Below are 21,983 nucleotides of genomic sequence, written 5' to 3'. Positions count from 1 at the left end.
CGCCTCCCGTCTGTCTGGTGGCTGGGTCCTAGGACTCGATCTCGCCCTGCGGAGCGTCCGCGGCGTCGACCGCTGCGGCTCCGGCGAGAACCTCCTCGCGTCCAGGCTGGCGCCCGGTCTCGAACTGGAACTTGCCGTCCGCGAAGTCGACCTTCACGTGGTCGCCGGCGTTGAGCTCACCCTGCAGGATGTGCTCGGACAGCTGGTCCTCGACCTCGTGCTGCATCGCGCGGCGGAGCGGGCGTGCACCGAGTGCCGGGTCGAACCCGACCTTGATGAGCTGCTCCTTGGCGGCGAGCGAGAGCTCCACCGTCATGTCGCGGTCGAGCAGGCGGTCGGACAGGCGCTTCACGAACAGGTCCACGATCTGCAGCAGCTCGGACTGCGAGAGCTGCGGGAACACGATCGTGTCGTCGACGCGGTTGAGGAACTCCGGCTTGAAGTGCTTCTTGAGCTCCTCGTTCACCTTCGCGCGCATCCGGTCGTAGCCGACACCGGTGTCACCCTCGACCTGGAAGCCCACCGGGCCACCGGCGATGCCCTGCGAACCGAGGTTCGTGGTCATGATGATGACGGTGTTCTTGAAGTCGACGACGCGGCCCTGACCGTCGGTCAGGCGACCCTCTTCGAGGACCTGCAGCAGCGAGTTGAAGATGTCCGGGTGGGCCTTCTCGATCTCGTCGAAGAGGACCACGGAGAACGGCTTGCGGCGCACCTTCTCGGTGAGCTGGCCGCCCTCCTCGAACCCGACGAACCCGGGAGGGGCACCGAAGAGTCGCGAGACGGTGTGCTTCTCGCCGAACTCCGACATGTCGAGGGAGATCAGCGCGCCCTCGTCGTCGAAGAGGAACTCGGCGAGCGCCTTGGCGAGCTCGGTCTTCCCGACGCCCGTGGGGCCGGCGAAGATGAACGAGCCCGACGGGCGGTTCGGGTCCTTGAGGCCGGCACGGGTGCGGCGGATGGTCTTCGAGAGGGCCGAGATGGCCTCCTCCTGACCGATGACGCGCTCGTGCAGGGCCTTCTCCATGAAGACGAGACGCGAGGTCTCCTCTTCGGTGAGCTTGAACACCGGGATGCCCGTGGCCTGCGCCAGGACCTCGGCGATGATGCCCTCGTCGACGGTGCCGGACGCGGCGACGTCACCCGCGCGCCACTGCTTCTCGAGACGGAGCCGCTCGCCGAGGAGCTTCTTCTCCTCGTCGCGCAGGCTGGCCGCCTTCTCGAAGTCCTGCTCCTCGATCGCGGCTTCCTTCTGCCCGCGGACCGTCGAGATCTTCTCGTCGAACTCGCGGAGCTCCGGCGGCGCCGACAGGATCGACAGGCGGAGGCGTGCGCCGGCCTCGTCGATCAGGTCGATGGCCTTGTCCGGCAGGAAGCGGTCCTGCACGTAGCGGTCGGCCAGGTTCGCCGCGGCGACGATCGCGCCGTCGGTGATGGACACCTTGTGGAACGCCTCGTACTTGTCGCGGAGGCCCTTGAGGATGTTGATCGCGTGCGGCAGCGACGGCTCGTTGACCTGCACCGGCTGGAAGCGACGCTCGAGTGCGGCGTCCTTCTCGAAGTGCTTGCGGTACTCGTCGAGCGTCGTGGCACCGATGGTCTGCAGCTCACCGCGGGCGAGGAGCGGCTTGAGGATCGACGCGGCGTCGATCGCGCCCTCGGCAGCGCCGGCACCGACGAGCGTGTGGATCTCGTCGATGAAGACGATGATGTCGCCGCGGGTGCGGATCTCCTTCGTGACCTTCTTGAGGCGCTCCTCGAAGTCACCGCGGTAGCGGGACCCGGCGATGAGCGACCCGAGGTCGAGCGAGTAGAGCTGCTTGTCCTTCAGCGTCTCGGGGACGTCGCCCTTGACGATCGCCTGGGCGAGGCCCTCGACGACCGCGGTCTTGCCGACGCCCGGCTCACCGATGAGGACGGGGTTGTTCTTGGAGCGACGGGAGAGGATCTGCATGACCCGCTCCATCTCCTTCTCGCGCCCGATCACCGGGTCGAGCTTCGCGTCGCGGGCGGCCTGGGTGAGGTTCCGACCGAACTGGTCGAGGACCTGCGAACCCTGCTGCGCGTTCTGCTGCTGCTCGCCGCCGACGGCGACCGCTTCCTTGCCCTGGTAGCCGGACAGGAGCTGGATGACCTGCTGACGGACGCGGTTGAGGTCCGCGCCGAGCTTGACGAGCACCTGGGCGGCGACGCCCTCGCCCTCGCGGATGAGGCCGAGGAGGATGTGCTCGGTGCCGATGTAGTTGTGGTTGAGCATCTTCGCTTCTTCTTGAGCGAGGACGACAACCCGACGGGCTCGGTCGGTGAATCTCTCGAACATGTGCTCTCCCTTGCCGGGCTCGTGGAAGCCCGGTACGTACATCGAGAGTAACCAGCGCTCCCCTGGTGGTCTGCCCCTGTTCGCCGTGGGCGTGACCCCGTTGCGTCAGGGGGCGTCCCGGGTGCGATCGGTACCATCCGAGCATGGAGCAGCCCGTCGTCGGCCTCGTCGTCCACCCGACCAAGAACGTGCAGGAGTCCGTGGACACCCTGCGCCGCTGGAACGCGTCCGGGCGGGGCGAACTCATCGCCCGACGTGCGGATGCGCAGCGGCTCGGGAGCAGCATCGATGTCGTCGCCGAGGAGGAGTTCACCGACCGGGTCGACCTCGTCGTCGCGCTCGGTGGGGACGGCACGATGCTCGGCGCGATGCGGCTCGTGGCGAAGCGTCCGGTGCCGGTGCTCGGCGTGAACTACGGCAACGTCGGGTTCCTCGTCGAGATCGAGCCGCCGGAGCTCGAGAACGCGCTGGAGCGGCTCTCCGCCGGCGACTACCAGCTCGAGCCGCACCACGCGCTCGAGGCACGGCTGTTCTGGAGCGGCGCGCGCACGGACTACCTCGCGTTCAACGACCTCACCATCGTGCGTCGGCCGGGTGCCGGGCAGGTCTCGGCGGACCTCAGCGTGGGCGGCCTCGGGTACGGGTACTACCGGGCGGACGCCATCGTCGCCGCGACACCGGCCGGGTCGACCGCCTACAACTACGCGGCGGGCGGTCCGGTCCTCTCTCCCGCGCTCTCCGGCTCGGTGGTGACCCCGGTCGCGCCGATGGCGGGGATCGACCGCGCGGTGGTGCTCGCCGCCCGGGAGCGCTACCGGTTCGACATCGCCGAGGGCACCCGGAGTGCGGCGCTCGAGGTGGACGGGCTCGTCGTGGGCGAGGTCGCGACCGGGGCACAGCTCGACGTCCGGCTCCGGAAGGACGCGGGCAGCGTGGTGCGGCTCGACGCCGAGCGGCACGGCCGGACGGGGCGGGTGAAGCTCAGCCTCCTCGACCTGCCGGTTCGTCCGGACCAGCTCATCGAACTCATCCCCCAGGATCTCCGCCAGAAGCTCGGGCGCGAGGTCGAGGAGTGAGCGGGGAATAACCACCTGAGGTGGTTTGGTTGCCCGGGGCACACGCCCGAGGAGGCACCCATGGCCACCACCGACGGTCTCGTCAGACCGCGACTCGCTCTCAACACCTTCGGCATCGCGTTCGGGACGGCCGGCATCGCCGGCACCTGGACGGCCGCAGCCGCCGAACTGCACGCGCCCGATTGGGTCGCCGAGGTCCTCTGGGCCGTCGCCGCAGTGGTCTGGGTGGTGACGATCGTCCGGTACCTCCGGCGCCCCGGCGGACTCGCGGCCGTCCGCGCAGACCTCCGGCACCCGGTGTTCGGGCCGTTCGCCGCGCTCGTCCCGGCGGTCGCGTCGCTGCTCAGCGCCCACCTGGCGTCCTGGCTCCCCACCGTCGGAGCGGTCGGCGTCTGGGCCGCCGCGGTGGTCTCGACGGCGTTCGGCGCATGGTTCGTCGCGTCCCTCGTGACCGTCCCCCGCGAGCCGGGGACCCTGCACGGCGGCTACCTGCTGCCGACCGTCGCGGCGTCGCTCCTCACCGCGCAGGCGTTCGGCGTCATCGGCGAGACCACGCTGGCGACGGGGTACTTCGCCGTCGGCGTCCTGTTCTGGGTCCTGATCGGGGCGGTCCTGCTCGGGCGCCTGTCCACCGGGCCGGCACTCCCGGCTCCCCTGTTCCCCACGCTCGCCATCCTGTCGGCGCCTCCGGCCGTCGCCGGCAACGCCTGGTGGACGATCACCGGCGGTCAACCGTCGGTCGTGCACACCGTGCTCGTCGGCACGATGGTGGCGTTCCTGCTGCCGCATGTGTTCCTCGTCCGGCGGTACCTCCGGACCGGGTTCGCGGTGGGCTTCTGGGCGATGACCTTCACGGCCGCGGCGAGCGCGACGTACGGCGTGCGGGCTCTCACGGCGGCGGGGTACGGCACGACGGGCGTCGTGCTCGCCTGGGTGGCCGTGGCGCTGGCGACCGCTCTCGTCGGGGTCATCGCGGTCCGGTCGATCGGACTCCTCCGGCAGCGGTGAGACGGACCTGCACGGTCCGCAGAGCACGGGGACTCCGGCCCTGCCCGGTCCGCAGCGCATGGGCAGGACGTGAACGGCCCGCTCAGGCAGATGCCTGAGCGGGCCTTCCCATCACCCCACCGGACCGCCTTCCCACAGGACGGCCCGGTTCCCCGTGCCGGAGCTCACGCCCGGGCCGAAGCCTGCTGACCTCAGTCGGTCAGGTACAGCTGCATGTCCTGCGAGACCGCCTTGGCGAACAGGCGGAGCTTCGCGCGGGACTCCACACGGCTGACCGCCTGGCGGGTCGTGTGGACGATCTTCGAGATCTCGTCGAGCGTCATCGGCTTGTCGTCGTCGAGGCCGTACCGCATGCGGATCACGTTCGCCTCGTCGCTCGGCAGCTCCGCGACGATCGAGCGGATGTCGCGGTGCAGCAGCGTCGTCTCGGTGAGTTCGTTCGGGGACGCGGCGTCCTCGTCCTCGATGAAGTCGCCGAGCTCGCTGTCGTCGGAGTCGCCGACCACGGTGTGGATCGAGACGGGCTCGTGCGAACGGCCCTTGAGGTCGACGAGTTCCTCGACGCTCATGCTGAGCTCGGCGGCGACCTCCTCCGGCATGGGCGCACGACCGAGGTCCACCGTCAGGTCACGCTCGGTGCGGGAGATCTTGTTGATCAGCTCGACCGTGTGGACCGGGATGCGGATCGTGCGGGCCTTGTCGGCGAGGCCGCGCGAGATCGCCTGGCGGATCCACCAGGTGGCGTAGGTGGAGAACTTGTACCCCTGCGTGAAGTCGAACTTCTCGACCGCGCGGACGAGGCCGAGGTTGCCTTCCTGGATCACGTCCATGAAGGGCAGGCCGCGCTGCGAGTACCGCTTCGCGATGCTCACGACGAGGCGGAGGTTCGAGGTGATCATGCGCTCCTTCGCGCGCTCACCGTCACGGACGAGCCAGCGCAGCTCACGCTGGAGGGTCTTCGGGAGCCCCTTCTCGGTGTTGAGCTTCTCCTCCGCGAAGAGCCCGACCTCGATGCGGCGGGCGATCTCCGCCTCTTCTTCCGCGGTGAGGAGCGACAGCCGGCCGATGTGGCGCAGGTAGTCGCCGACCTGGTCGACGGAGGCGCCGCGGACACCCGCGAGCTGCTCGTCCGCCTCGACCTCGGTGTCGAGCGTGGTGGTCTCGACCGCGGTGACCGGGGTCTTCGCTGCTGCTGCCTTCTTGCTGCGGCGCGCGGTGGTGCCAGTGGTCGTCGTCTTCGGTGCTGCGGTTGCGATCGTCATGGTGACTCTCCCTGCGTTCGACGGTGATGGCCTCGTTGGGGGGTGTGAACGAGTAAAGCGGTCGTGAGGTGTACCCCACAAACCGATGCGATCGATTCCCAGGGTTCTCCGTGCTTCGTCATCAGAACCGTCCCCCATGGGGTACATGCCCAGGGCCAGTCTGGCCTCCCGAGGCACCGTTCAGCAAGGGGATCGCGTGATGTTTCCGCGGGTGTTCGGGCGATCCATGTCGATTTCCGACGCTGTACCCCGCTCCACTGCGCCGAGCGGACACGAAAAAGGGGTACGGCGTTCCGGATCGGATCGATCCGGCCGTCGTACCCCGAAGCGGGAACGAGTGGGGGTCACCAGGAGGGTTCGAGCCACCCTTCGCGGCGCTTCGAGACCTCGAGGTCGGCGTCGCGGTCGAACTCGTCGTACTCGCTCTCGATGTCGCCGACGAGGCTGCGGCCGGTGAAGACGCTGCTACGGCCCGCGAGGGCGGCGCTCCGGCCGGTGATGATCTGCGTGATGGACATGCGGACGATGCTCACCCCGGCACGCGTCGCGCGGGTGAACGGCCGGTGACGGGGTCCGGACGCTCAGACGTCGATGTCGTCCTCGTCGCCGTCCGGCCAGACGTCGTCGTCGCGGGTGGGATCGGCGAGCGCTCGGTGCCCGAACGCGTCCTCGGGGTCGAGGTCGGACAGGTCGTCCGGAACGCGGTCGGCGCCCGCGGCGGACGCATCGTCGTCGCCCGCCGCGACAGGACCGTCCGCGCCCGCGACGACAGGGCTGTCAGCGCCCGGTTCGCCGGGCTCGGGGGTCGCACGCATGCACGACAGGGTCACACCGAGCGGTGAACACCCGGTGACGTGCGGCCGGCCGGGACTACTCCGCCGAGGCGGGGGCCGGCGCCGGGACGCCGTGCTCACGCTCGTAGCGGGCACGCTCCTCGGCCTCGACCTTGGCGTACACGGCACGCTCCGTCCGGTCCGCTCGCATGATGGCGCGCATCACGAACCAGAAGATGAGGCCGACCACGACGGTCGGCGTCAGGGCGAAGATGATCCCGGTCACGACTCCATGCGGCACCGGAGCATCGTACCTCCCCCGGCGGAGAGCTACTTGACGAGCGGGAACAGGATCGTCTCGCGGATGCCGAGGCCCGTGATCGCCATGAGCAGCCGGTCGATGCCCATGCCCATGCCTCCCGACGGCGGCATCGCGTGCTCGAGCGCCCGCAGGAACTCCTCGTCGACGCGCATCGCCTCCGGGTCGCCACCGGCCGCGAGCCGCGCCTGCTCGACGAACCGCTCGCGCTGCACGACCGGGTCGACGAGCTCGGAGTACGCCGTCGCGAGCTCGAACCCGCGGACGTAGAGGTCCCACTTCTCGACGATGCCCGGGCGGCTGCGGTGCTGCCGGGTGAGCGGGGAGGTGTCGACCGGGAAGTTCATGACGAACGTCGGCCGGTCGAGGGAGTCGATGACGAAGTGCTCCCAGAGCTCTTCCACGTACTTGCCGTGCGTGGCGTGGGCGACCTCGACGCCCTCGGCCGCGGCGAGCGCCTGCAGCTCAGCGAGCGGGGTCTCCGGCGAGATCTCGCGCCCGGCCGCCTCGGACAGCGAGCCGTACATGTCGATGCGCGGCCACTCGCCGCCGAGGTCGTACGTCGACCCGTCGGCCCAGGTTACCTCGAGCGAGCCGCCGGTCACGGCACGCGCGGCGTTCTGCACGAGCTCCTGCGTGAGGTCGGCCATCTGCTCGTAGTCGCCGTACGCCTGGTACGCCTCGAGCATCGCGAACTCGGGCGAGTGGGTCGAGTCGGCACCCTCGTTCCGGAAGTTCCGGTTCACCTCGAACACCCGGTCGATCCCGCCGACCACGGCGCGCTTGAGGAAGAGCTCGGGCGCGATGCGGAGGTACAGCTCGGTGTCGAACGCGTTCGAGTGCGTGACGAAGGGCCGGGCCGAGGCGCCGCCGTGCTGGGTCTGCAGCATCGGCGTCTCGACCTCGAGGTAGTCGTGGGACGCGAAGGTCTGACGCAGCGAGGCCATCACCGCGGCACGGGCGCGCACGGTCGCCCGCGCGTCCTCCCGCACGATGAGGTCGAGGTAGCGCTGGCGTACCCGCGTCTCCTCGTTGAGCTCGTTGTGGAGGTTCGGCAGCGGCAGGATCGCCTTCGCCGCGATCGCCCAGTCGTCGACCATGATCGAGAGCTCGCCGCGCCGGGAGGAGATGACGCGACCGTGCACGAAGACGTGGTCGCCGAGGTCGACGAACTCCTTCCAGCGCGCCAGGGACTCCTCGCCGACCTCGGCGAGCGACACCATCGCCTGGATGCGCGAGCCGTCACCGGACTGCAGGGAGGCGAAGCAGAGCTTGCCGGTGTTCCGCGAGAACACGATCCGGCCCGCGAGGCCGACGACGTCCTGCGTCTCCTCACCGGTGGCGAGGTGCGCGTACTGCTCCCGCACGGCCGGGATCGTGGTGGTGATCGGCAGCTCCGCCGGGTACGCCTCGATCCCCAGTTCGAGGAGCTTCGCCCGCTTGTCGAGCCGGACCCGTCGCTGCTCGCTGGTCTCCGCGGCGTCGATGTCGGCGGACTGGGCGTCGGCGGCGGTTGCTTCGCTCATTGCTGGTGCGGCTCCGATGGGTCGGGGGGGTCCCGGAAATCGTACAGCGCCGCCCGCCTACAGCGTGGCCTGCCCGTCGGCGGCCGCGAGCGCGTTGTCCACCGCCGAGCGCACCAGGGCACCGAGCACACGGCCGGGGTGCTCGACGCCGATGCCCTCGAGGGTGCCGGCCGACTGGTCGACGATCGCGGTGGAGAAGCTCACCGCGGCACGGACGGCATCGGCGTACGCGGGCCGGTCCTGCTCGGCGACGACGAACGGCTCCGCACCCATCTCGACGACGAGCGCCTGGGCGATGGGGAGCACCGGCGCGGGCGCGGTCACGGCGCAGTAGGCGTCGCGCAGCCGGACGAGGTCGACGCTCGTGCCGGTGAACGCCATCGCCGGGTGGATCGCGAGCGGGATCGCACCGGCCGACATCGCGGGTCGCAGCACGCCGACGCCGTGGTCCGGGCTGGTGTGCACGACGAGCTGCCCAGGTTGCCAGATCCCTGCGTCCGCGAGGCCCTGCACGAGGTCGGCGAGCTGGTCGTCCGGCACGGCGAGGAGCACGAGCTCGCTCCGCTCGACGAGGTCCGGCGTCTCGAGGACGGGTGCGCCCGGCAGCATCGCCTCGGCGCGGTCTCTACCCGCGTCGGACACGGCGGTGACGCCGACCACGGCGTGCTCGGCGTTCGCGAGCGCTGCCCCGAGGACCGGTCCGACGCGTCCGGCGCCGAGGACGCCGACGCCCAGCCGTCCCGCCCTCACCGTGCGGCTCCCGGTGGCGGCACGTCGCCCCACGGGCCGGGAGGCACGGTGCCGGTCGACGGCGCCGCCTGCGGACCGCGGTCGGTCGTCACTCCCCCCGCCGTCTGCGGGACAGCGGCGTGCGCGCCGGAGCCGGGCCGCGCCTCCCGTTCGCGCCACCGGTGGGAGGTGTCGGCCGCGGCGGCCTCCACGGCACGGGTGGCCACGTCCGACCACAGCTGCTGCGCGTGGCGCGCGTCGAGCGCGCCGACCCGGGGGGTCACCGGCCCCTGCACGGTCTGCACGTGCACGGAGGCGAGCCGCAGCGCACGCTCGACCGGTCCCTGCGACACCTTGACGCTCTGCACCCGCGGCAGCGGGACGATCACCAGCGACCGCCAGACGGCGCCGAGCCGGAGCAGGACGGCGCCCGCGACGAAGCGGTACCCGTTGCGGCGGAACGAGAGCGGTCGCAACCACGCCGCGCGCCCCGGCGAGTGCACGAAGCCGCCGCGGTCACCGCTGGTGGTGAGGCTGTCGTCGACGACGTCCACCGCCTCGGACGACCCCTCGCGGAGCTGCTCGCGGGACGCCGACGGTCCGGCGACAGCGGTGCCGACGAGGCCGGGGAGGATGATGTCGAGGACCTCGCGGACGTCCGCGGCGGTCCCGACGGGCAGGACGATCGAGGAGACCTGCTGGTTGTTCGACGCGCCGTTGCCCGCGTTCGTCGCGCGGTTGATCCGCACGTCCCACCAGCCGAACGGCCGCCAGAGCAGGGGCTGCGCGACACTCACGGCGTGGATCCGCCCGGGCGGCAGCGTCTCGTTCGAGGTGGACACGAGCCCGAACCCGATCCGGATGCCGTCGCGGGTCTCGGCGATCGTGTACTGCAGCGACCGCGAGAACTTCCGGACGTAGTAGCCGCCGGCGCCGACGACGGCGGGGAAGAGACCGAAGAGGATCCCGTACTCATCCGTGACGGCGACGCTGACGATCATCGCCGCGACGGCGAGCAGGATGAACACGGTCGTGCCGGAGAGCAGCATCGAGGCGATCAGCCGACCGGGGTGGACCTTCACGATCCGGGTGGCGCGCACCGCCGCGGGGTCGAGCTCGGGCGAGAAGATCTCGTCGACCCGGTCCTGCAGCACGCCGTGCGACGCGCGTCCGGGGTCGTGCTGCCGCTCGTCCTCCTTCGCGCCGGAGGCCAGCACGAGGATGCGCTGCCGGAGGTCGTCCGCGGCCCGCACCCCGAGGTACGCGAGCTGCACGTTCGCGTCGTTGCCGGCCTGGGCGATCTCGAGCTTCGCCGTCCCGAAGATCCGCGGGACGAGCGGGCGGGAGATGTTGATGCCCTGGATCCGGTCGAGCCGCGCCTTCCGGTTCGTCCGGAACACCACGCCGGAGCGGACCTCGACGATCTCGCCGGTGACCCGGAACTCGTGCATCCGCCAGGACAGGGTGAACAAGCCGAGCAGGACGAGCAGGACGACCGCCACGCCGAGCAGCACCCAGCCGACCACGCCGTGCTCGTACACGTAGCGCACCGGGTCGCCGTCGTCCTGCGGCCCGCCGCCCCCGGGGATGAAGAGCTCGACGAGCTGGTCGCGGAGGCTGTTCAGCACGTAGCCGAGGATCACGATGAGGAAGATGCCGCCCTTGAGCAACGGCGTCAGCGGGTGCATGCGGTGCCACTCGCCGTCCGTGAGCGGGGCTGCGGCGGCCGCGTTGCCCCGCCTCGGCGGTGCCGGTGGCGGAGGGCCGGGTCGGAACGTCACGATGCGCTCCTAGAGTCCGGCGCGACGGGACTCGGCGAGTTCGACGAGTCGGTCGCGCAGGTCGTCGGCGTCCGCGAACGGGATGCCCGGGATCCGGACGTTGGTCGATGCGGCGGCCGTCACGAACTTCAGCTCGCTCATGCCGAGGACGCGGTCGAGGGGGCCGCGGTTGACGTCCACGAGCTGCATGCGTCCGTACGGCACCGCGGTGAAGCGCTGCCACATCAGTCCGCGGCGCAGCACGAGGTCGTCGTCGCGGAGCGCGTACCCGATCGCCCGGACGCGGCGTGGGGTGAGGATCGCGGTGACGAGCGTCGCGATGCCGACGGCGATGCCGATGAGGGACCAGACGATGCCGGCGCCCTCGGTGAAGCCGCCGCTCACGACGCCGATGATGACGCAGCCGGCCGTCACCACCGCCCCGACGAGGACGGTCGTGACGAGCTCCGTCCAGACGAGCTTCGGCGACACCCGGGTCCAGGTGGTGCCCGTCAGGCCGAGGCCGGGCTCGTCGAGTCGTTCACGCGGCATCGCGGGCCTCCTGCGGTCGGGTCGGTCAGTGCGCCTGCGTCGTGCCGCCCCGGGGGAGGTCGTCGTCATCGTCACCCGGAGGTGCGACGCACATGCGCTCGGCGACGAGTGCGCAGACCGTCAGCACGAGCCCACCCCCGACCGCCACGGCGTTCGGCAGGATCGAGCCTAGCGAAGGGAGGACGGAACGGGTCAGGAGGTACAGGACCAGTCCGAGGGCGAAGCCGCCGAAGAGCGCACCGCAGATGCTCGACGCCTTCGCGAGCACGACCACCCGCGTGGCGTACATCGGGTCCACCGGGCGCTGCCGGGCGGCTCCGTCACGCGCGTGCCGCCGGACGGGGCGTGCCATGAGGACGTCCGCGATGCCGATGAGCGCCAGCGTGACACCGAGCGGCGTGGCGAGGAACAGCGTGGGCACCTGACGGGAGGCCAGGACCGCGTCGAGTGCGAAGCCCGCCACGGCAGCGACGACGGCGACGCCGAGGAGGGTGGAGGCGCGGGTCGGCTTCACGACTGCACCTGCGTGTCGCGGTCGGCTGACGGCGTGCCGGACCGGGAGGCGCGGGTCGGCTCGTCGGAGCTGCGCGGCTCATCGGGGTGGCCCGGCTCGTCGAAGAGGCGCGGCTCGTCGACGCGCTCGGTGTCGTCGCCGAGTGTGGCCAGCAGCGCGGCCACCGGACCGGCACCCGGCAGCACGGCGTCGGGGTCCGCGTCGAGCCACGGCGCGAGCACGAACGCCCGGTCGCCGGCGCGCGGGTGCGGCACCGTCAGCGTGGGGGTGTCGAGGGACCGCTCGTCGTACGCGATGAGGTCGAGGTCGAGCGTCCGGTCCCCCCAGCGGACCTCCCGCGTGCGACCGTGGGAGTCCTCGATCCCGTGCAGGACGTCGAGGAGCTCCTGCGGCTCGAGTTCGGTGTCGACGACCACGACGGCGTTCCGGTACCGCGGCTTCGTCGTGTCCGGGCCGTCGAGCGTGACGGCGACCGACTCGACCTCGTGGCTGGAGGCCACCGGCTCGACCCCGGGCAGCGCGGCGATCGCGGCCGCGGCGGCACGCAGGGCGCTCCCCCGGTCACCGAGGTTGGCACCCAGGGCGATGACGGCGCGGCTCACTCTTCTTCCTCGTCGCGTGCGTCCGGCCCGACCGCGCCGCGACTGCGCCGGATCGTGATCGAGACGTCGGAGAACGGCACCGTGATGGGCGCCTGCGGCTTGTGCACCGTGACCTCCGTCGCGAGCGCCGCCCGGTGGGTGAGCACCGCTGCGGCGATCCGCTCGGCGAGCGTCTCGATGAGGTCCACGGGGTCGCGTTCGATCTCCGCGACGACCTGCTCCGCGAGCACCCCGTAGTGCACGGTCTCGTCGAGGTCGTCGCTGCCCGAGGCGGCGCGGGCGTCCACCTCGACGGCGACGTCGACGACGAAGTCCTGCCCGTCGGCGCGCTCGTGGTCGAAGACGCCGTGGTGGCCGCGAGCACGGACCCCGGTCAGACGGATGGTGTCCCTCACGATCGAGCTGCCCTCCAGGCGTCCCAGACGTCGAGCACGGCACGGGTGGGAGCCGGATCGTGCACACGTACTCCCCACGCGCCGCGTTCGGCAGCGAGCAGGCTGATGGCGGCGGTGGCGAGGTCACGGTCCTCCGGGGCGGCACCGGCAGCGCTGCCGACACCGTCGAGGAACCGCTTCCGGGAGGCCGCGACGAGCACCGGGAGCCCGATCGACGCGAACCGCTCGTAGCCGGCCAGGATCTCCCAGTTCTGCGCGCCCTGCTTGGCGAACCCCAAGCCCGGGTCGATCACGATCTGTTCCTCACGCACCCCGAGCACGATGAGCTCCGCGACGCGCATCTCGACCTCGCGCCGGACCTCGTCCACCGCGTGCGCGTACTCGGCGTTCCGGTACATCCGGTCGCTGTGGCCGCGCCAGTGCATCACCACGAAGCCCGAGCCCGAGTCGCGCACGACGCCCACCATGTCCGGGTCGGCGAGACCACCGGACACGTCGTTCACGATCGCGGCGCCGAGCTCGACCGCACGCTCGGCCGTGGACGCGTTCATCGTGTCGATGCTCACCGCGATGCCCTCGGCGACCAGCTGCTGCACGACGGGGAGGACCCGCCGCTGCTCGACCTCCACCGGGACGCGCTCGGCACCCGGCCGCGTGGACTCGCCACCGACGTCGACGAGGTCGGCCCCCGCGGCGACGAGCTCCCGCGCGTGCGCCACCGCCGCGTCGTACGCCTCGTGGAGTCCGCCGTCACTGAACGAGTCCGGCGTGACGTTGAGGATGCCCATCACCCGGGTGCGCTCGCCCGTGGGGGTCCCACGCTCGCGGTCCCGCCGGCGACCGGTCACGATCTCCGGCACCGGCGCGGGTGCCCGGAGGTCGATCGCGACCGTCGGCGGTTCGGCTGCGGCTGCCCGCGCCCGGCTCACCTCGGCGAGCCGACGCGACCGCCTCGTCGGCAGGTCGGTCATGCCGGCCTACGCGGGGGCGATACCCGGGTTGCCGAACGGACGGCGACGGGGCTTCGAGGACTCGTGGTCGGGCTGCTCGGACGCGGTGGACGCGGCCTTGCCGGGCACCTCGATCGCGGGCAGGTTGCTGACCGGTCGCTTGTCGCTCGAGAGCCACTGCGGGCGCTCCGGCAGCTTGCGGACGTCCTTGAAGATCTCGACGAGTTCCGGCGCGTCGAGCGTCTCCTTCTCGAGGAGCTCGCCGGCGAGCCGGTCGAGGATGTCGCGGTTGTCGTTGAGCACCTGGTAGGCCTCGTCGTGCGCGGCCTCGAGCAGTGCGCGCGTCTCGGCGTCGACCGTCTCGGCGATGTTCTCCGAGTAGTCGCGTCCGGAGCCGCCGCCCATGTCACGGCCGACGAACGGCTCGCTCGAACCCGAGCCGAGCTTCACCGAACCGACCGCACGGCTCATGCCGTACTCGGTGACCATCTTGCGCGCGGTGCCCGTGGCCTTCTCGATGTCGTTCGACGCACCCGTGGTCGGGTCGTGGAAGACGATCTCCTCGGCGACGCGGCCACCCATGGCGTAGGTCAGCTGGTCGAGCAGTTCGTTGCGGGTGACGGAGTACTTGTCCTCCAGCGGGAGCACCATCGTGTAGCCGAGGGCGCGGCCGCGGGGCAGGATCGTGATCTTCGTCACCGGGTCGGTGTGGCGCATCGCTGCGGCCGCGAGGGCGTGACCGCCCTCGTGGTAGGCCGTGATGAGGCGCTCCTGGTCGGACATGATCCGGGTGCGACGCTGCGGACCGGCCATCACGCGGTCGACCGCCTCGTCGAGGGCGCGGTTGTCGATGAGCTGCGCGTTCGAGCGGGCCGTCAGCAGGGCGGCCTCGTTCAGGACGTTGGCGAGGTCGGCACCCGTGAAGCCGGGCGTCTTGCGGGCGAGGAGGTCGAGGTCGACGCTGGCCGCCAGCGGCTTGCCCTTCGCGTGCACCTCGAGGATGCGCTTGCGGCCGTCGAGGCTCGGGGCGTCCACGCCGATCTGCCGGTCGAAGCGGCCCGGGCGGAGGAGCGCCGGGTCGAGCACGTCCGGACGGTTCGTCGCCGCGATCAGGATGACGTTCGTCTTGCCGTCGAAGCCGTCCATCTCGACCAGCAGCTGGTTGAGCGTCTGCTCGCGCTCGTCGTTGCCGCCACCGATGCCGGCGCCACGGTGACGACCGACGGCGTCGATCTCGTCGATGAAGACGATGGCGGGCGAGTTCTGCTTCGCCTGGTCGAACAGGTCACGGACGCGGCTCGCACCGACACCGACGAACATCTCGACGAAGTCCGAACCGGAGATCGAGTAGAACGGCACACCCGCCTCGCCGGCGACCGCGCGGGCGAGCAGCGTCTTGCCGGTGCCGGGAGGGCCGTAGAGCAGCACGCCCTTCGGGATCTTCGCGCCGACGGCCTGGAACTTCGCGGGCTCCTTGAGGAACTCCTTGATCTCCTGGAGCTCCTCGATCGCCTCGTCCGCGCCGGCGACGTCCGCGAAGGAGACCTGCGGGTTCTCCTTGTTGTTCATCTTCGCGCGGGACTTGCCGAACTGCATCACCTTCGAGCCGCCGCCCTGCGCGCTCGACAGCAGGAACCAGAACACGGCGCCGATCAGCAGGAACGGCAGGATGATGCCGAGCAGCGACATGAACCAGTTCGACTGCTGGACGGTGTCGTTGTAGCCCTTCGGCAGGTTGGCGTCGTTGACGGCCTTGATGACCTCGTCACCGCGCGGCGTCGAGTAGTAGAACTGCTCGTGCGCGCCGCCGTCCTTCAGCGTGAGGTCGACCCGCTGTTCCGTGGAGTTGACGACCGCGTAGGAGACCTTGTCGTCGGAGAGCTGCTCGAGGCCCTTCTGCGTGTCGATCTGCTGCGTGCCGGACTGGCTGATCACCGCCCAGCCGATCCAGATCCCCACGAGCGCGATCAAGATGTAGATGTACGGCCCGCGGAGGATGCGCTTGAAGTCCATGTGATCCGGGCAGAGCGCCCGACACCTTTCTCTGCCGAAGTTGCGTGCAGATCAGCATACGGCCGCGATTCTGTGGCGAGAATGGGTGTCCTCTGCGGGCGAACTACGAGTAGACGTGCGGGGCGAGCACGCCCACACCGCGCAGGTTGCGGTAGCGCTCGTCGTAGTCCAGGCCGTACCCGACCACGAACGCGTCCGGGATGTCGAAGCCCACGTACTTCACGTCCACCTCGACCTTGGCGGCCTCGGGCTTGCGCAGCAGTGCGACGATCTCGACGCTCGCGGCCCCGCGGGACTCGAGGTTCTGCTTGAGCCAGGACAGCGTCAGCCCGGAGTCGATGATGTCCTCGACGATGATGACGTCGCGGCCGTGCAGGTCGGTGTCGAGGTCCTTGAGGATGCGCACCACGCCGGACGACTTCGTGCCGGAGCCGTAGGACGACACGGCCATCCAGTCCATGCGGGCCTGCATCTTGAGGTGGCGCGAGAAGTCGGCCATCACCATGACCGCCCCCTTGAGCACGCCGACGAGGAGCGGATCGCGTCCCGCGTAGTCGGCGTCGACCACCGCGGCGATCTCGGCGAGCTTCTCGTCGATCTGCTCGGGGGTGAAGAGCACTTCGGACAGGTCTGCCTGGACGTCGGAGAGTTCCACCACCACAGACTAACCGGCGCTGAACGCGAGCCGGTCCCCGGACCGCGAGGCCCGGACGCCCGGCAGGTCGATCGGTCCCTGGCCGCTCCAGTCGGTGACGAGCCGGCACACCTCGAGCGTCTGCACCCGGGACAGCGTGACCCCGAACTCGCTCTCCACCGCGAGCCGCACGAGTCGCTGCCGGAGCGCCGGCGGGTTGGCCGCGAGCTCCCGGACGGACAGCGAGATGCCGGCCTCCGAGTGCTCGGCGAGGTCCTCCGCCATCTCCTCGGCGAAGTGGTCGAGCGCTGCGGAGTCCTCGCGGAGCTGGTCCGCCGTGCGCGCGAGGGCCTCGGGCACCCCGGGTCCGAGCTCCCGCTCGAGCGCCGGCATGAGGCTGGTGCGGACTCGCACCCGCGCGAAGGCCGGGTCGTCGTTCTGCGGGTCGTCCCACGGGGCGAGCCCGGCGGCGGCGCACGCCTGCCGCGTCACGTGGCGGCGCAGCCCGAGCAGCGGTCGGCCGTAGGCCGGCCCGTCCGTCCGCACCGCGAGGGCCGCCATGCCGGACAGGGCGTCCGGCCCGCTCCCCCGGGCGAGCCCGAGGAGCACCGTCTCGGCCTGGTCGTCGAGGGTGTGCCCGAACAGGACCAGGGGCGACCCCGTCTCGGCGGCGACGGTCGCGATCGACGCGTGCCGCGCCTCCCGAGCCGCCGCTTCGGGACCACCGTCGGACCCGACCGCGACCCGACGCACGGCCACGGGTGCGAGTCCCAGCTGCTCCGCCTGCCGGGAGGCGCGGGCCGCCACCGCCTCGGAGCCCGCCTGGAGCGCGTGGTCGACGACCACCGCGCCCGCCCGGAGGTCCTGCTTGGTCGCCTCGAACGCGGTCGCGGCCGCCAGGGCGAGCGAGTCCGGTCCGCCGCTCAGCGCGACCAGCACGAGGTCACCCGGGCGCACCACCCGGGTGTCGAGCGCCTCGGCGAGCAGGGTGCGGACGGCCAGCCGGGTCGCCGCGACGGCGGGGTCCAACCGGGGACGCGGAGAGTTCACCCGGTAACGTTAGCCGCGCTTTCCAACCGCCGAGAGACCAGGAGCGCAACATGGCCGCGTACGACGTCGTCGTCGAGATCCCCAAGGGCAGCCGCAACAAGTACGAGGTCGACCACGAGACCGGTCGCGTGTACCTCGACCGCGTGCTGTTCACCTCGTTCGTCTACCCGACCGACTACGGGTTCTTCGAGAACACCCTCGCCGACGACGGCGACCCCGTGGACGCGCTCCTGCTGCTCGAGTACCCGGTGTTCCCGGGCGTCGGCGTGAAGGTCCGCCCCGTCGGCGTCTTCAAGATGAGCGACGAGGCCGGCAACGACGCGAAGGTGCTCGTGGTCCCGGCGAAGGACCCGCGCTGGCAGCACATCCAGGACATCTCGGACGTCGACGAGCAGACGAAGGCCGAGATCGCGCACTTCTTCGAGCGCTACAAGGACCTCGAGCCGAACAAGTGGGTCAAGGCCGAGGGCTGGGGCGACGCCGCCGAGGCCGAGGCCATCGTGCAGGCCGGTCAGCAGGCCTACGTGCCCGCCGGTCACTGACACGTCGCTTCCGGCGCTCGTGCGCCGCGACCGGCGTCCGCGCCGCGTGACGAACGACGCGCCCCGTCCTGACGGGGCGCGTCGTTCGTTCGCGGGTGCGGTGCGGCGGGACCGCGAGCCGCGGGGGCGCTACAGCGAACCGCTCGGACGGGCGACGTACGGCAGGAGCTGGCTCGGCGTCCACACGGCGCGCTCGACGACGCCGACTCCGGGGCGTGCGGCCTCGACCATCATCCCGTTGCCGGTGTAGATCGAGTCGTGGTAACCGCCCGACGCGGTTCCGTTCGACGAGTAGAAGAGGATGTCCCCGGGCTGCCGCTGCGAGAGCGGGACGAGGCGACCGATCGCGGCGAAGTGGTTGTACTGCCAGACGACGTTGTGGCCGCCGGTCGCGATGCCCTGCGAGCTGTAGGCCATCATCACGAGGCCCGAGCAGTCCCAGTTGTTCGGGCCGGCACCGCCGAGCACGTAGGGCTTGCCGAGCTGTGCCCGCGCGTAGGCGATCGCGCCGGCAGCCTTCGAGGGGCTGCTCGGTTGCGTCGGCGTCACCGGCTGGCTCGGCTGCGTCGGGGTCGTCACCGGGGTGCTCGGCTTCGACGGGGTGCTGGGCTTCGAGGGGGTGCTGGGCTTCGAGGGGGTGCTGGGCGTGCTGGGCTTCGACGGGGTGCTCGGCTGCGTGCCGCCGCCCGAGCCGCCACCGGTCGGCGCCGTGCCCGTGCCACCACCGGTCGGCGCCGTGGCCGTGCCGCTCCCGCTGCCGTCGGCCGCGCTCCCGCCGCCCGCGTTCGTCGCGGTCTCCGTCGGGAGCTGCGCCTCGGCCTGCTTCGCCTGCTGCGCGGTCCAGTAGGCGGTCTCGGTCGCGACGCTCGTGCCCTTCAGGTACGCGAGCTGCTGGAGGACCTCGTCCTGCTGGTCCTGCTCCTTCTGCAGGCGGGTCTGTGCGGACGCCGCCGTGGCGTTGGCGTCGTCGAGGGCCTGCTTCGTGGCGTCCGTGGCCTTCGCGAGGGCCTTCGTCGCCGCGGACTGCTGCGCGGTGATCGCGTCGACGGTGTTCTGGTCCGCCTGGGCCCGGGCGAGCGCCGTGGCCGACCGCTCGGACAGGTGCGTCATCGTCCCGACGCGGTAGAGCAGGTCCTTCGAGTCCTTCGCGTCGATGAGCATCGCGGTCGAGAGGTCTCCGCCACCCGTACGGGACAGCTCCACCACGAGCCCGGCCACCTGCCGCGCGGAGTCCTTCGCCTCGGCCTTCGCCCGCTTCGCCTGGGCGCCGAGGTCGTCGAGCGTGGACTGTGCCTCCTGCTGCTGCGACGAGGCGAGCGCGTACGTCTGCGCCGCCTGCATCTCGGAGACCGACGCGCTGTCGGCAGCGTCCTGGAGCGACTGCAGCCGGGTGCTCAGCTCGTCGACGGTGGACTGTGCGCGGGCCGTGTCGGCCTTCGCCGCTCGCACGTCGTCCCAGCTCGGGGCCGACGGCGCCGCCTGGGCAGGGCCGGCGACCACGACGGAGAGACCGATCCCGAGGACGGCCATCACCGCGATGCCGCAGGAGAGGGTGCGAGCGGAGTGCTTCACGAGGACACGGGCCTTTCAGGCGCGCACTTGGTCATACCGAGATCCCCCGCGCTGCCATGAAGGGGACCGGGTCGACGGCGGCGCCGTTGACCCGGGTCTCGAAGTGGAGGTGGCACCCGGTCGACCACCCGGTCGAACCGACCTTGGCGATCTGCTGGCCGGCGGACACGTGCTGTCCGGCCGACACGAGGGTGCCCCCGTCGACGATGTGGCCGTAGGCGGTGGAGATCCCACCGCCGTTGTCGATGATGACCTCGTTGCCGTAGCCGCCGCCGTTCGCCGCGAACGTGACCGTCCCGGACGCCGCCGCGTAGATCGGCGAGTAGCAGCCGGGAGCGAGGTCGACGCCGGCGTGCAACGCGTAGTTCTTCGTGTACGGGTCGAGCCGGTAGCCGTAGGGGCTCGTCTGGTACCCGCCGGTGGGACGGACCCAGCCGGAGGAGTTCGGGGCACCGCCACCCGCGCCGCCGGGCTGGGCCGCCGCAGCCCGGGCAGCTGCCCGGGCGAGGGCCGCCTGCCGTGCCTTCTCGACCTCGACGCCCTTGTTGTAGCGCGCCTCGACGTCCGACGCGTTCGTCGTGAGGAGGGTGAGCTGGGCCTCGAGCCGGGCCTTGTTCTCGGCCTGCGCGTCGACGGCCGACTGGGCGCTCTCCGCGGCCTGCTGTGCCGCCTGCATCTTCTGCTGCGCGGCGGTCGCGAGCGCGCCGAGCGCGGACTCGGCCACCTTCGCCTTGTCGGCGAGGCCCTGGGCGACACCCCGGTCCTGCGTTGCCTGGGAGTAGATGCCGTCGGCCTGCTCGCTGAGCTTCGACATCGCGCCGAGCTCGTACAGCAGGTCGCCGGACTTCGACGGGTGCGTGAGGATGTCGGTGGTCACGTCGTTCGCGCTCGCGCGTCCGAGCTGCGCGGCGAGCTGGCCGGCCTGCGCCTCGGACGCGGCGGCGGTCTTCTCGGCGGCGTCGGCCTGCGACTGCAGCTTCTGCTGCTTGAGCGTCGCGTCGTCGTACTTCGTCTGGGCCGTCTGGTAGGCGGCACCGGCTGCCTCGGACGACTTCTCCGCCGCGTCCGCCTTCTCAGTGAGGTCCGCGATGAGCCCCTTGATCTGGGTGACCTTGGCCTGCTGGGCCGACTTCGAGGCCTTCGCCTTCTGGACGTCGGACCAGCTCGGGTACGCGGCCGCACTCGCCGACGTGGCGGGAGCCACCGCCGCGATGGTGCCGGCGGTGAGCACGACGGCGACCGCGGCGGCGATGACGCGGCTGCGGTGACGGAGTGACAGCGATGGTGAGGTCGACATGTATCTCGATTTCGTAACAGCGCGGCAAGGCTCACGCACGTAACACTGTTAACAGACGCAACAGTAACAACAGGTGTCGCACCCGCATACCCCTCGCACGAGGGGCACGGGCCGACGACGATGCTCGCACCCGAGCACCGACAGCACGAATCGGGGCCTGGAGCCCCACGGTGAGTGAAGTCCCGGCCGCCCGGGTCGGGAGTGCGACACGCCGGGGGTGCACGCGTGGCGGCCCTCGATTTGTGAAACCCGCAGGGCATCCGTATGCTTGTCCATCGGTAGCGCGAAGCACCGCTTGCGGCCCTATCGTTTAGTGGCCTAGGACACCGCCCTTTCACGGCGGCAGCACGGGTTCGAATCCCGTTGGGGTCACTCCACGCGAGTGAGCGAGCAAGCAGAGCGACACCACATGCAATTCAATATGGCCCTGTAGCGCAGTTGGTTAGCGTGCCGCCCTGTCACGGCGGAGGTCGCGGGTTCAAGTCCCGTCAGGGTCGCCACGGCTGGATAGCTCAGTTGGTAGAGCGTTCGACTGAAAATCGAAAGGTCCACGGATCGATGCCGTGTCCAGCCACGGTGAAGAGCCCCTCACGAGAGTGAGGGGCTCTTTTGCGTGCCCGGCGGGCGTGCTCGGTGGGCGTGCTCGTGTTCGTGCTCGTGCGTTCCGCGATCGAACCACGTTCCCGACGTCGAACCGGGCCGCGCGGCTGGTTCGACGTCGGTATCGTGGTTCGATCCGGCGTTCAGGCCTCGCGGGTCTTCGGGCTGCTGGCGTGCGTCTTGGCCGGGTCGCGCTCCACGACCGAGCCGAGTGCGTCGTCGATGCGGGACATGAGCTCGTCCGGGATCCGGACGCCGGCGGCACCGGCGTTGTCGCGGACCTGGTCCGGCCGGGACGCCCCGATGATCGCCGAGGCGACGTTCTCGTTCTGCAGCACCCATGCCACCGCGAGCTGCGCCATCGACAGGCTCAGCTCGTCCGTGATCGGCTTCAGGTCCTGCACGGCGGTGAGCACCTCGTCGTTCATGAAGCGCTCGATCATCTTCGCCCCGCCCTTGTCGTCCGTGGCGCGCGAGCCCTCGGGGAGC

At 71.0% G+C, this 21,983-nt stretch carries 21 protein-coding genes, 3 tRNA genes and 1 pseudogene; 6 read left to right on the top strand and 19 right to left on the bottom strand.

The window, feature by feature from the left end:
- Positions 1–28: 28 nt before the first annotated feature.
- Positions 29–2,308: pseudogene (locus tag ACTJKO_RS00125) on the bottom strand (ATP-dependent Clp protease ATP-binding subunit); the annotation flags it as partial.
- 155 nt (positions 2,309–2,463) lie between these two features.
- Between ACTJKO_RS00125 and ACTJKO_RS00120 the strand changes: the two are divergent.
- On the top strand, positions 2,464–3,396 hold the full coding sequence (locus ACTJKO_RS00120) for an NAD(+)/NADH kinase (RefSeq protein WP_440684421.1): 933 nt from the start codon (positions 2,464–2,466) through the stop codon (positions 3,394–3,396).
- A 60-nt stretch (positions 3,397–3,456) separates the two neighbouring features.
- On the top strand, positions 3,457–4,404 hold the full coding sequence (locus ACTJKO_RS00115) for a transporter (RefSeq protein ID WP_440684420.1): 948 nt from the start codon (positions 3,457–3,459) through the stop codon (positions 4,402–4,404).
- Positions 4,405–4,595: 191 nt separating this feature from the next.
- On the opposite strand, the gene ACTJKO_RS00110 is transcribed toward ACTJKO_RS00115, so the two are convergent.
- From ACTJKO_RS00110 to tilS, 15 genes are all read right to left on the bottom strand, one after another.
- Positions 4,596–5,666 carry a sigma-70 family RNA polymerase sigma factor gene (locus ACTJKO_RS00110; protein ID WP_440684418.1) on the bottom strand — a complete coding sequence of 357 codons (1,071 nt, stop codon included), beginning with the start codon at positions 5,664–5,666 and terminating at the stop codon, positions 4,596–4,598.
- Between the two features lie 344 nt (positions 5,667–6,010).
- Positions 6,011–6,184, bottom strand: a complete 174-nt coding sequence (locus ACTJKO_RS00105) for a hypothetical protein (protein ID WP_440684416.1) — start codon at positions 6,182–6,184, stop codon at positions 6,011–6,013.
- A 63-nt stretch (positions 6,185–6,247) separates the two neighbouring features.
- A complete protein-coding gene (locus tag ACTJKO_RS00100; protein ID WP_440684414.1) occupies positions 6,248–6,481 on the bottom strand; it encodes a hypothetical protein in 234 nt (77 codons plus the stop codon).
- A 55-nt stretch (positions 6,482–6,536) separates the two neighbouring features.
- A complete protein-coding gene (locus tag ACTJKO_RS00095) occupies positions 6,537–6,740 on the bottom strand; it encodes a hypothetical protein (protein ID WP_440684412.1) in 204 nt (67 codons plus the stop codon).
- A gap of 29 nt (positions 6,741–6,769) precedes the next feature.
- Positions 6,770–8,284 carry a lysine--tRNA ligase gene (gene lysS / locus ACTJKO_RS00090; protein WP_440684410.1) on the bottom strand — a complete coding sequence of 505 codons (1,515 nt, stop codon included), beginning with the start codon at positions 8,282–8,284 and terminating at the stop codon, positions 6,770–6,772.
- Between the two features lie 57 nt (positions 8,285–8,341).
- Positions 8,342–9,034, bottom strand: a complete 693-nt coding sequence (locus tag ACTJKO_RS00085) for a Rossmann-like and DUF2520 domain-containing protein (RefSeq protein ID WP_440684408.1) — start codon at positions 9,032–9,034, stop codon at positions 8,342–8,344.
- Positions 9,031–10,794 carry a PH domain-containing protein gene (locus tag ACTJKO_RS00080; RefSeq protein WP_440684406.1) on the bottom strand — a complete coding sequence of 588 codons (1,764 nt, stop codon included), beginning with the start codon at positions 10,792–10,794 and terminating at the stop codon, positions 9,031–9,033. The genes ACTJKO_RS00085 and ACTJKO_RS00080 overlap by 4 nt, the downstream gene beginning before the upstream one ends.
- 9 nt (positions 10,795–10,803) lie before the next feature.
- Positions 10,804–11,325 (bottom strand): PH domain-containing protein, encoded by a 522-nt coding sequence (locus tag ACTJKO_RS00075; RefSeq protein WP_440684404.1) that lies wholly within the window; start codon positions 11,323–11,325, stop codon positions 10,804–10,806.
- A gap of 25 nt (positions 11,326–11,350) precedes the next feature.
- Positions 11,351–11,839 (bottom strand): DUF3180 domain-containing protein, encoded by a 489-nt coding sequence (locus ACTJKO_RS00070; protein ID WP_440684402.1) that lies wholly within the window; start codon positions 11,837–11,839, stop codon positions 11,351–11,353.
- The gene (folK, locus tag ACTJKO_RS00065; RefSeq protein WP_440684400.1) at positions 11,836–12,441 is read right to left on the bottom strand and encodes a 2-amino-4-hydroxy-6-hydroxymethyldihydropteridine diphosphokinase; all 606 of its coding nucleotides are present in this window, start codon (positions 12,439–12,441) and stop codon (positions 11,836–11,838) included. The genes ACTJKO_RS00070 and folK overlap by 4 nt, the downstream gene beginning before the upstream one ends.
- Positions 12,438–12,836, bottom strand: a complete 399-nt coding sequence (folB, locus tag ACTJKO_RS00060; protein ID WP_440684398.1) for a dihydroneopterin aldolase — start codon at positions 12,834–12,836, stop codon at positions 12,438–12,440. Before folB ends, folK begins: the two co-directional genes overlap by 4 nt.
- Positions 12,833–13,807 (bottom strand): dihydropteroate synthase, encoded by a 975-nt coding sequence (gene folP / locus ACTJKO_RS00055; RefSeq protein ID WP_440684396.1) that lies wholly within the window; start codon positions 13,805–13,807, stop codon positions 12,833–12,835. The genes folB and folP overlap by 4 nt, the downstream gene beginning before the upstream one ends.
- Positions 13,808–13,813: 6 nt before the next feature.
- Positions 13,814–15,799 carry an ATP-dependent zinc metalloprotease FtsH gene (gene ftsH / locus ACTJKO_RS00050; RefSeq protein WP_440684394.1) on the bottom strand — a complete coding sequence of 662 codons (1,986 nt, stop codon included), beginning with the start codon at positions 15,797–15,799 and terminating at the stop codon, positions 13,814–13,816.
- Positions 15,800–15,902: 103 nt separating this feature from the next.
- Positions 15,903–16,454, bottom strand: a complete 552-nt coding sequence (hpt, locus tag ACTJKO_RS00045; protein ID WP_440684392.1) for a hypoxanthine phosphoribosyltransferase — start codon at positions 16,452–16,454, stop codon at positions 15,903–15,905.
- 9 nt (positions 16,455–16,463) lie between these two features.
- Positions 16,464–17,483, bottom strand: coding sequence for a tRNA lysidine(34) synthetase TilS (gene tilS / locus ACTJKO_RS00040; RefSeq protein WP_440684390.1), 1,020 nt, complete (start codon positions 17,481–17,483; stop codon positions 16,464–16,466).
- Positions 17,484–17,533: 50 nt separating this feature from the next.
- Between tilS and ACTJKO_RS00035 the strand changes: the two genes are divergently transcribed.
- A complete protein-coding gene (locus tag ACTJKO_RS00035) occupies positions 17,534–18,025 on the top strand; it encodes an inorganic diphosphatase (RefSeq protein WP_058724103.1) in 492 nt (163 codons plus the stop codon).
- Positions 18,026–18,154: 129 nt separating this feature from the next.
- Here the strand turns inward: ACTJKO_RS00035 and ACTJKO_RS00030 are convergent, their stop codons facing one another.
- Both ACTJKO_RS00030 and ACTJKO_RS00025 read right to left on the bottom strand, forming a co-directional pair.
- Positions 18,155–19,597: an NlpC/P60 family protein gene (locus tag ACTJKO_RS00030; protein ID WP_440684387.1), complete on the bottom strand. Its 1,443-nt coding sequence runs from the start codon at positions 19,595–19,597 to the stop codon at positions 18,155–18,157.
- A gap of 31 nt (positions 19,598–19,628) precedes the next feature.
- Positions 19,629–20,894: a M23 family metallopeptidase gene (locus ACTJKO_RS00025; protein ID WP_440684385.1), complete on the bottom strand. Its 1,266-nt coding sequence runs from the start codon at positions 20,892–20,894 to the stop codon at positions 19,629–19,631.
- Positions 20,895–21,193: 299 nt separating this feature from the next.
- On the opposite strand from ACTJKO_RS00025, the gene ACTJKO_RS00020 reads away from it, so the two are divergent.
- From ACTJKO_RS00020 to ACTJKO_RS00010, 3 genes are all read left to right on the top strand, one after another.
- Positions 21,194–21,266, top strand: a tRNA-Glu gene (locus ACTJKO_RS00020).
- 51 nt (positions 21,267–21,317) lie between these two features.
- A tRNA-Asp gene (locus ACTJKO_RS00015) sits at positions 21,318–21,394 on the top strand.
- A 1-nt stretch (position 21,395) separates the two neighbouring features.
- Positions 21,396–21,468: transfer RNA gene (locus ACTJKO_RS00010), tRNA-Phe, on the top strand.
- Positions 21,469–21,637: 169 nt separating this feature from the next.
- On the opposite strand, the gene ACTJKO_RS00005 is transcribed toward ACTJKO_RS00010, so the two are convergent.
- The coding region (locus tag ACTJKO_RS00005) for an aldo/keto reductase (RefSeq protein ID WP_440684383.1) at positions 21,638–21,983 on the bottom strand (346 nt) is incomplete at its 5' end.

The organism is Curtobacterium sp. 22159, from assembly GCF_052045775.1.
GTDB lineage: Bacteria > Actinomycetota > Actinomycetes > Actinomycetales > Microbacteriaceae > Curtobacterium.
The sequence above is the reverse complement of the archived record's forward strand: the minus strand, read 5'-3'. Positions and strand labels throughout refer to the sequence as shown.

Coding starts and splice junctions, on each gene's coding strand:
- ACTJKO_RS00035 (WP_058724103.1), top strand. CDS start 17,534: ATGGCCGCGTACGACGTCGTCGTCGAGATCCCCAAGGGCAGCCGCAAC.
- ACTJKO_RS00075 (WP_440684404.1), bottom strand. CDS start 11,325: ATGCCGCGTGAACGACTCGACGAGCCCGGCCTCGGCCTGACGGGCACC.
- ACTJKO_RS00100 (WP_440684414.1), bottom strand. CDS start 6,481: ATGCGTGCGACCCCCGAGCCCGGCGAACCGGGCGCTGACAGCCCTGTC.
- ACTJKO_RS00025 (WP_440684385.1), bottom strand. CDS start 20,894: ATGTCGACCTCACCATCGCTGTCACTCCGTCACCGCAGCCGCGTCATC.
- ACTJKO_RS00120 (WP_440684421.1), top strand. CDS start 2,464: ATGGAGCAGCCCGTCGTCGGCCTCGTCGTCCACCCGACCAAGAACGTG.
- ACTJKO_RS00105 (WP_440684416.1), bottom strand. CDS start 6,184: ATGTCCATCACGCAGATCATCACCGGCCGGAGCGCCGCCCTCGCGGGC.
- ACTJKO_RS00115 (WP_440684420.1), top strand. CDS start 3,457: ATGGCCACCACCGACGGTCTCGTCAGACCGCGACTCGCTCTCAACACC.
- ftsH (WP_440684394.1), bottom strand. CDS start 15,799: ATGGACTTCAAGCGCATCCTCCGCGGGCCGTACATCTACATCTTGATC.
- ACTJKO_RS00110 (WP_440684418.1), bottom strand. CDS start 5,666: ATGACGATCGCAACCGCAGCACCGAAGACGACGACCACTGGCACCACC.
- folP (WP_440684396.1), bottom strand. CDS start 13,807: ATGACCGACCTGCCGACGAGGCGGTCGCGTCGGCTCGCCGAGGTGAGC.
- lysS (WP_440684410.1), bottom strand. CDS start 8,284: ATGAGCGAAGCAACCGCCGCCGACGCCCAGTCCGCCGACATCGACGCC.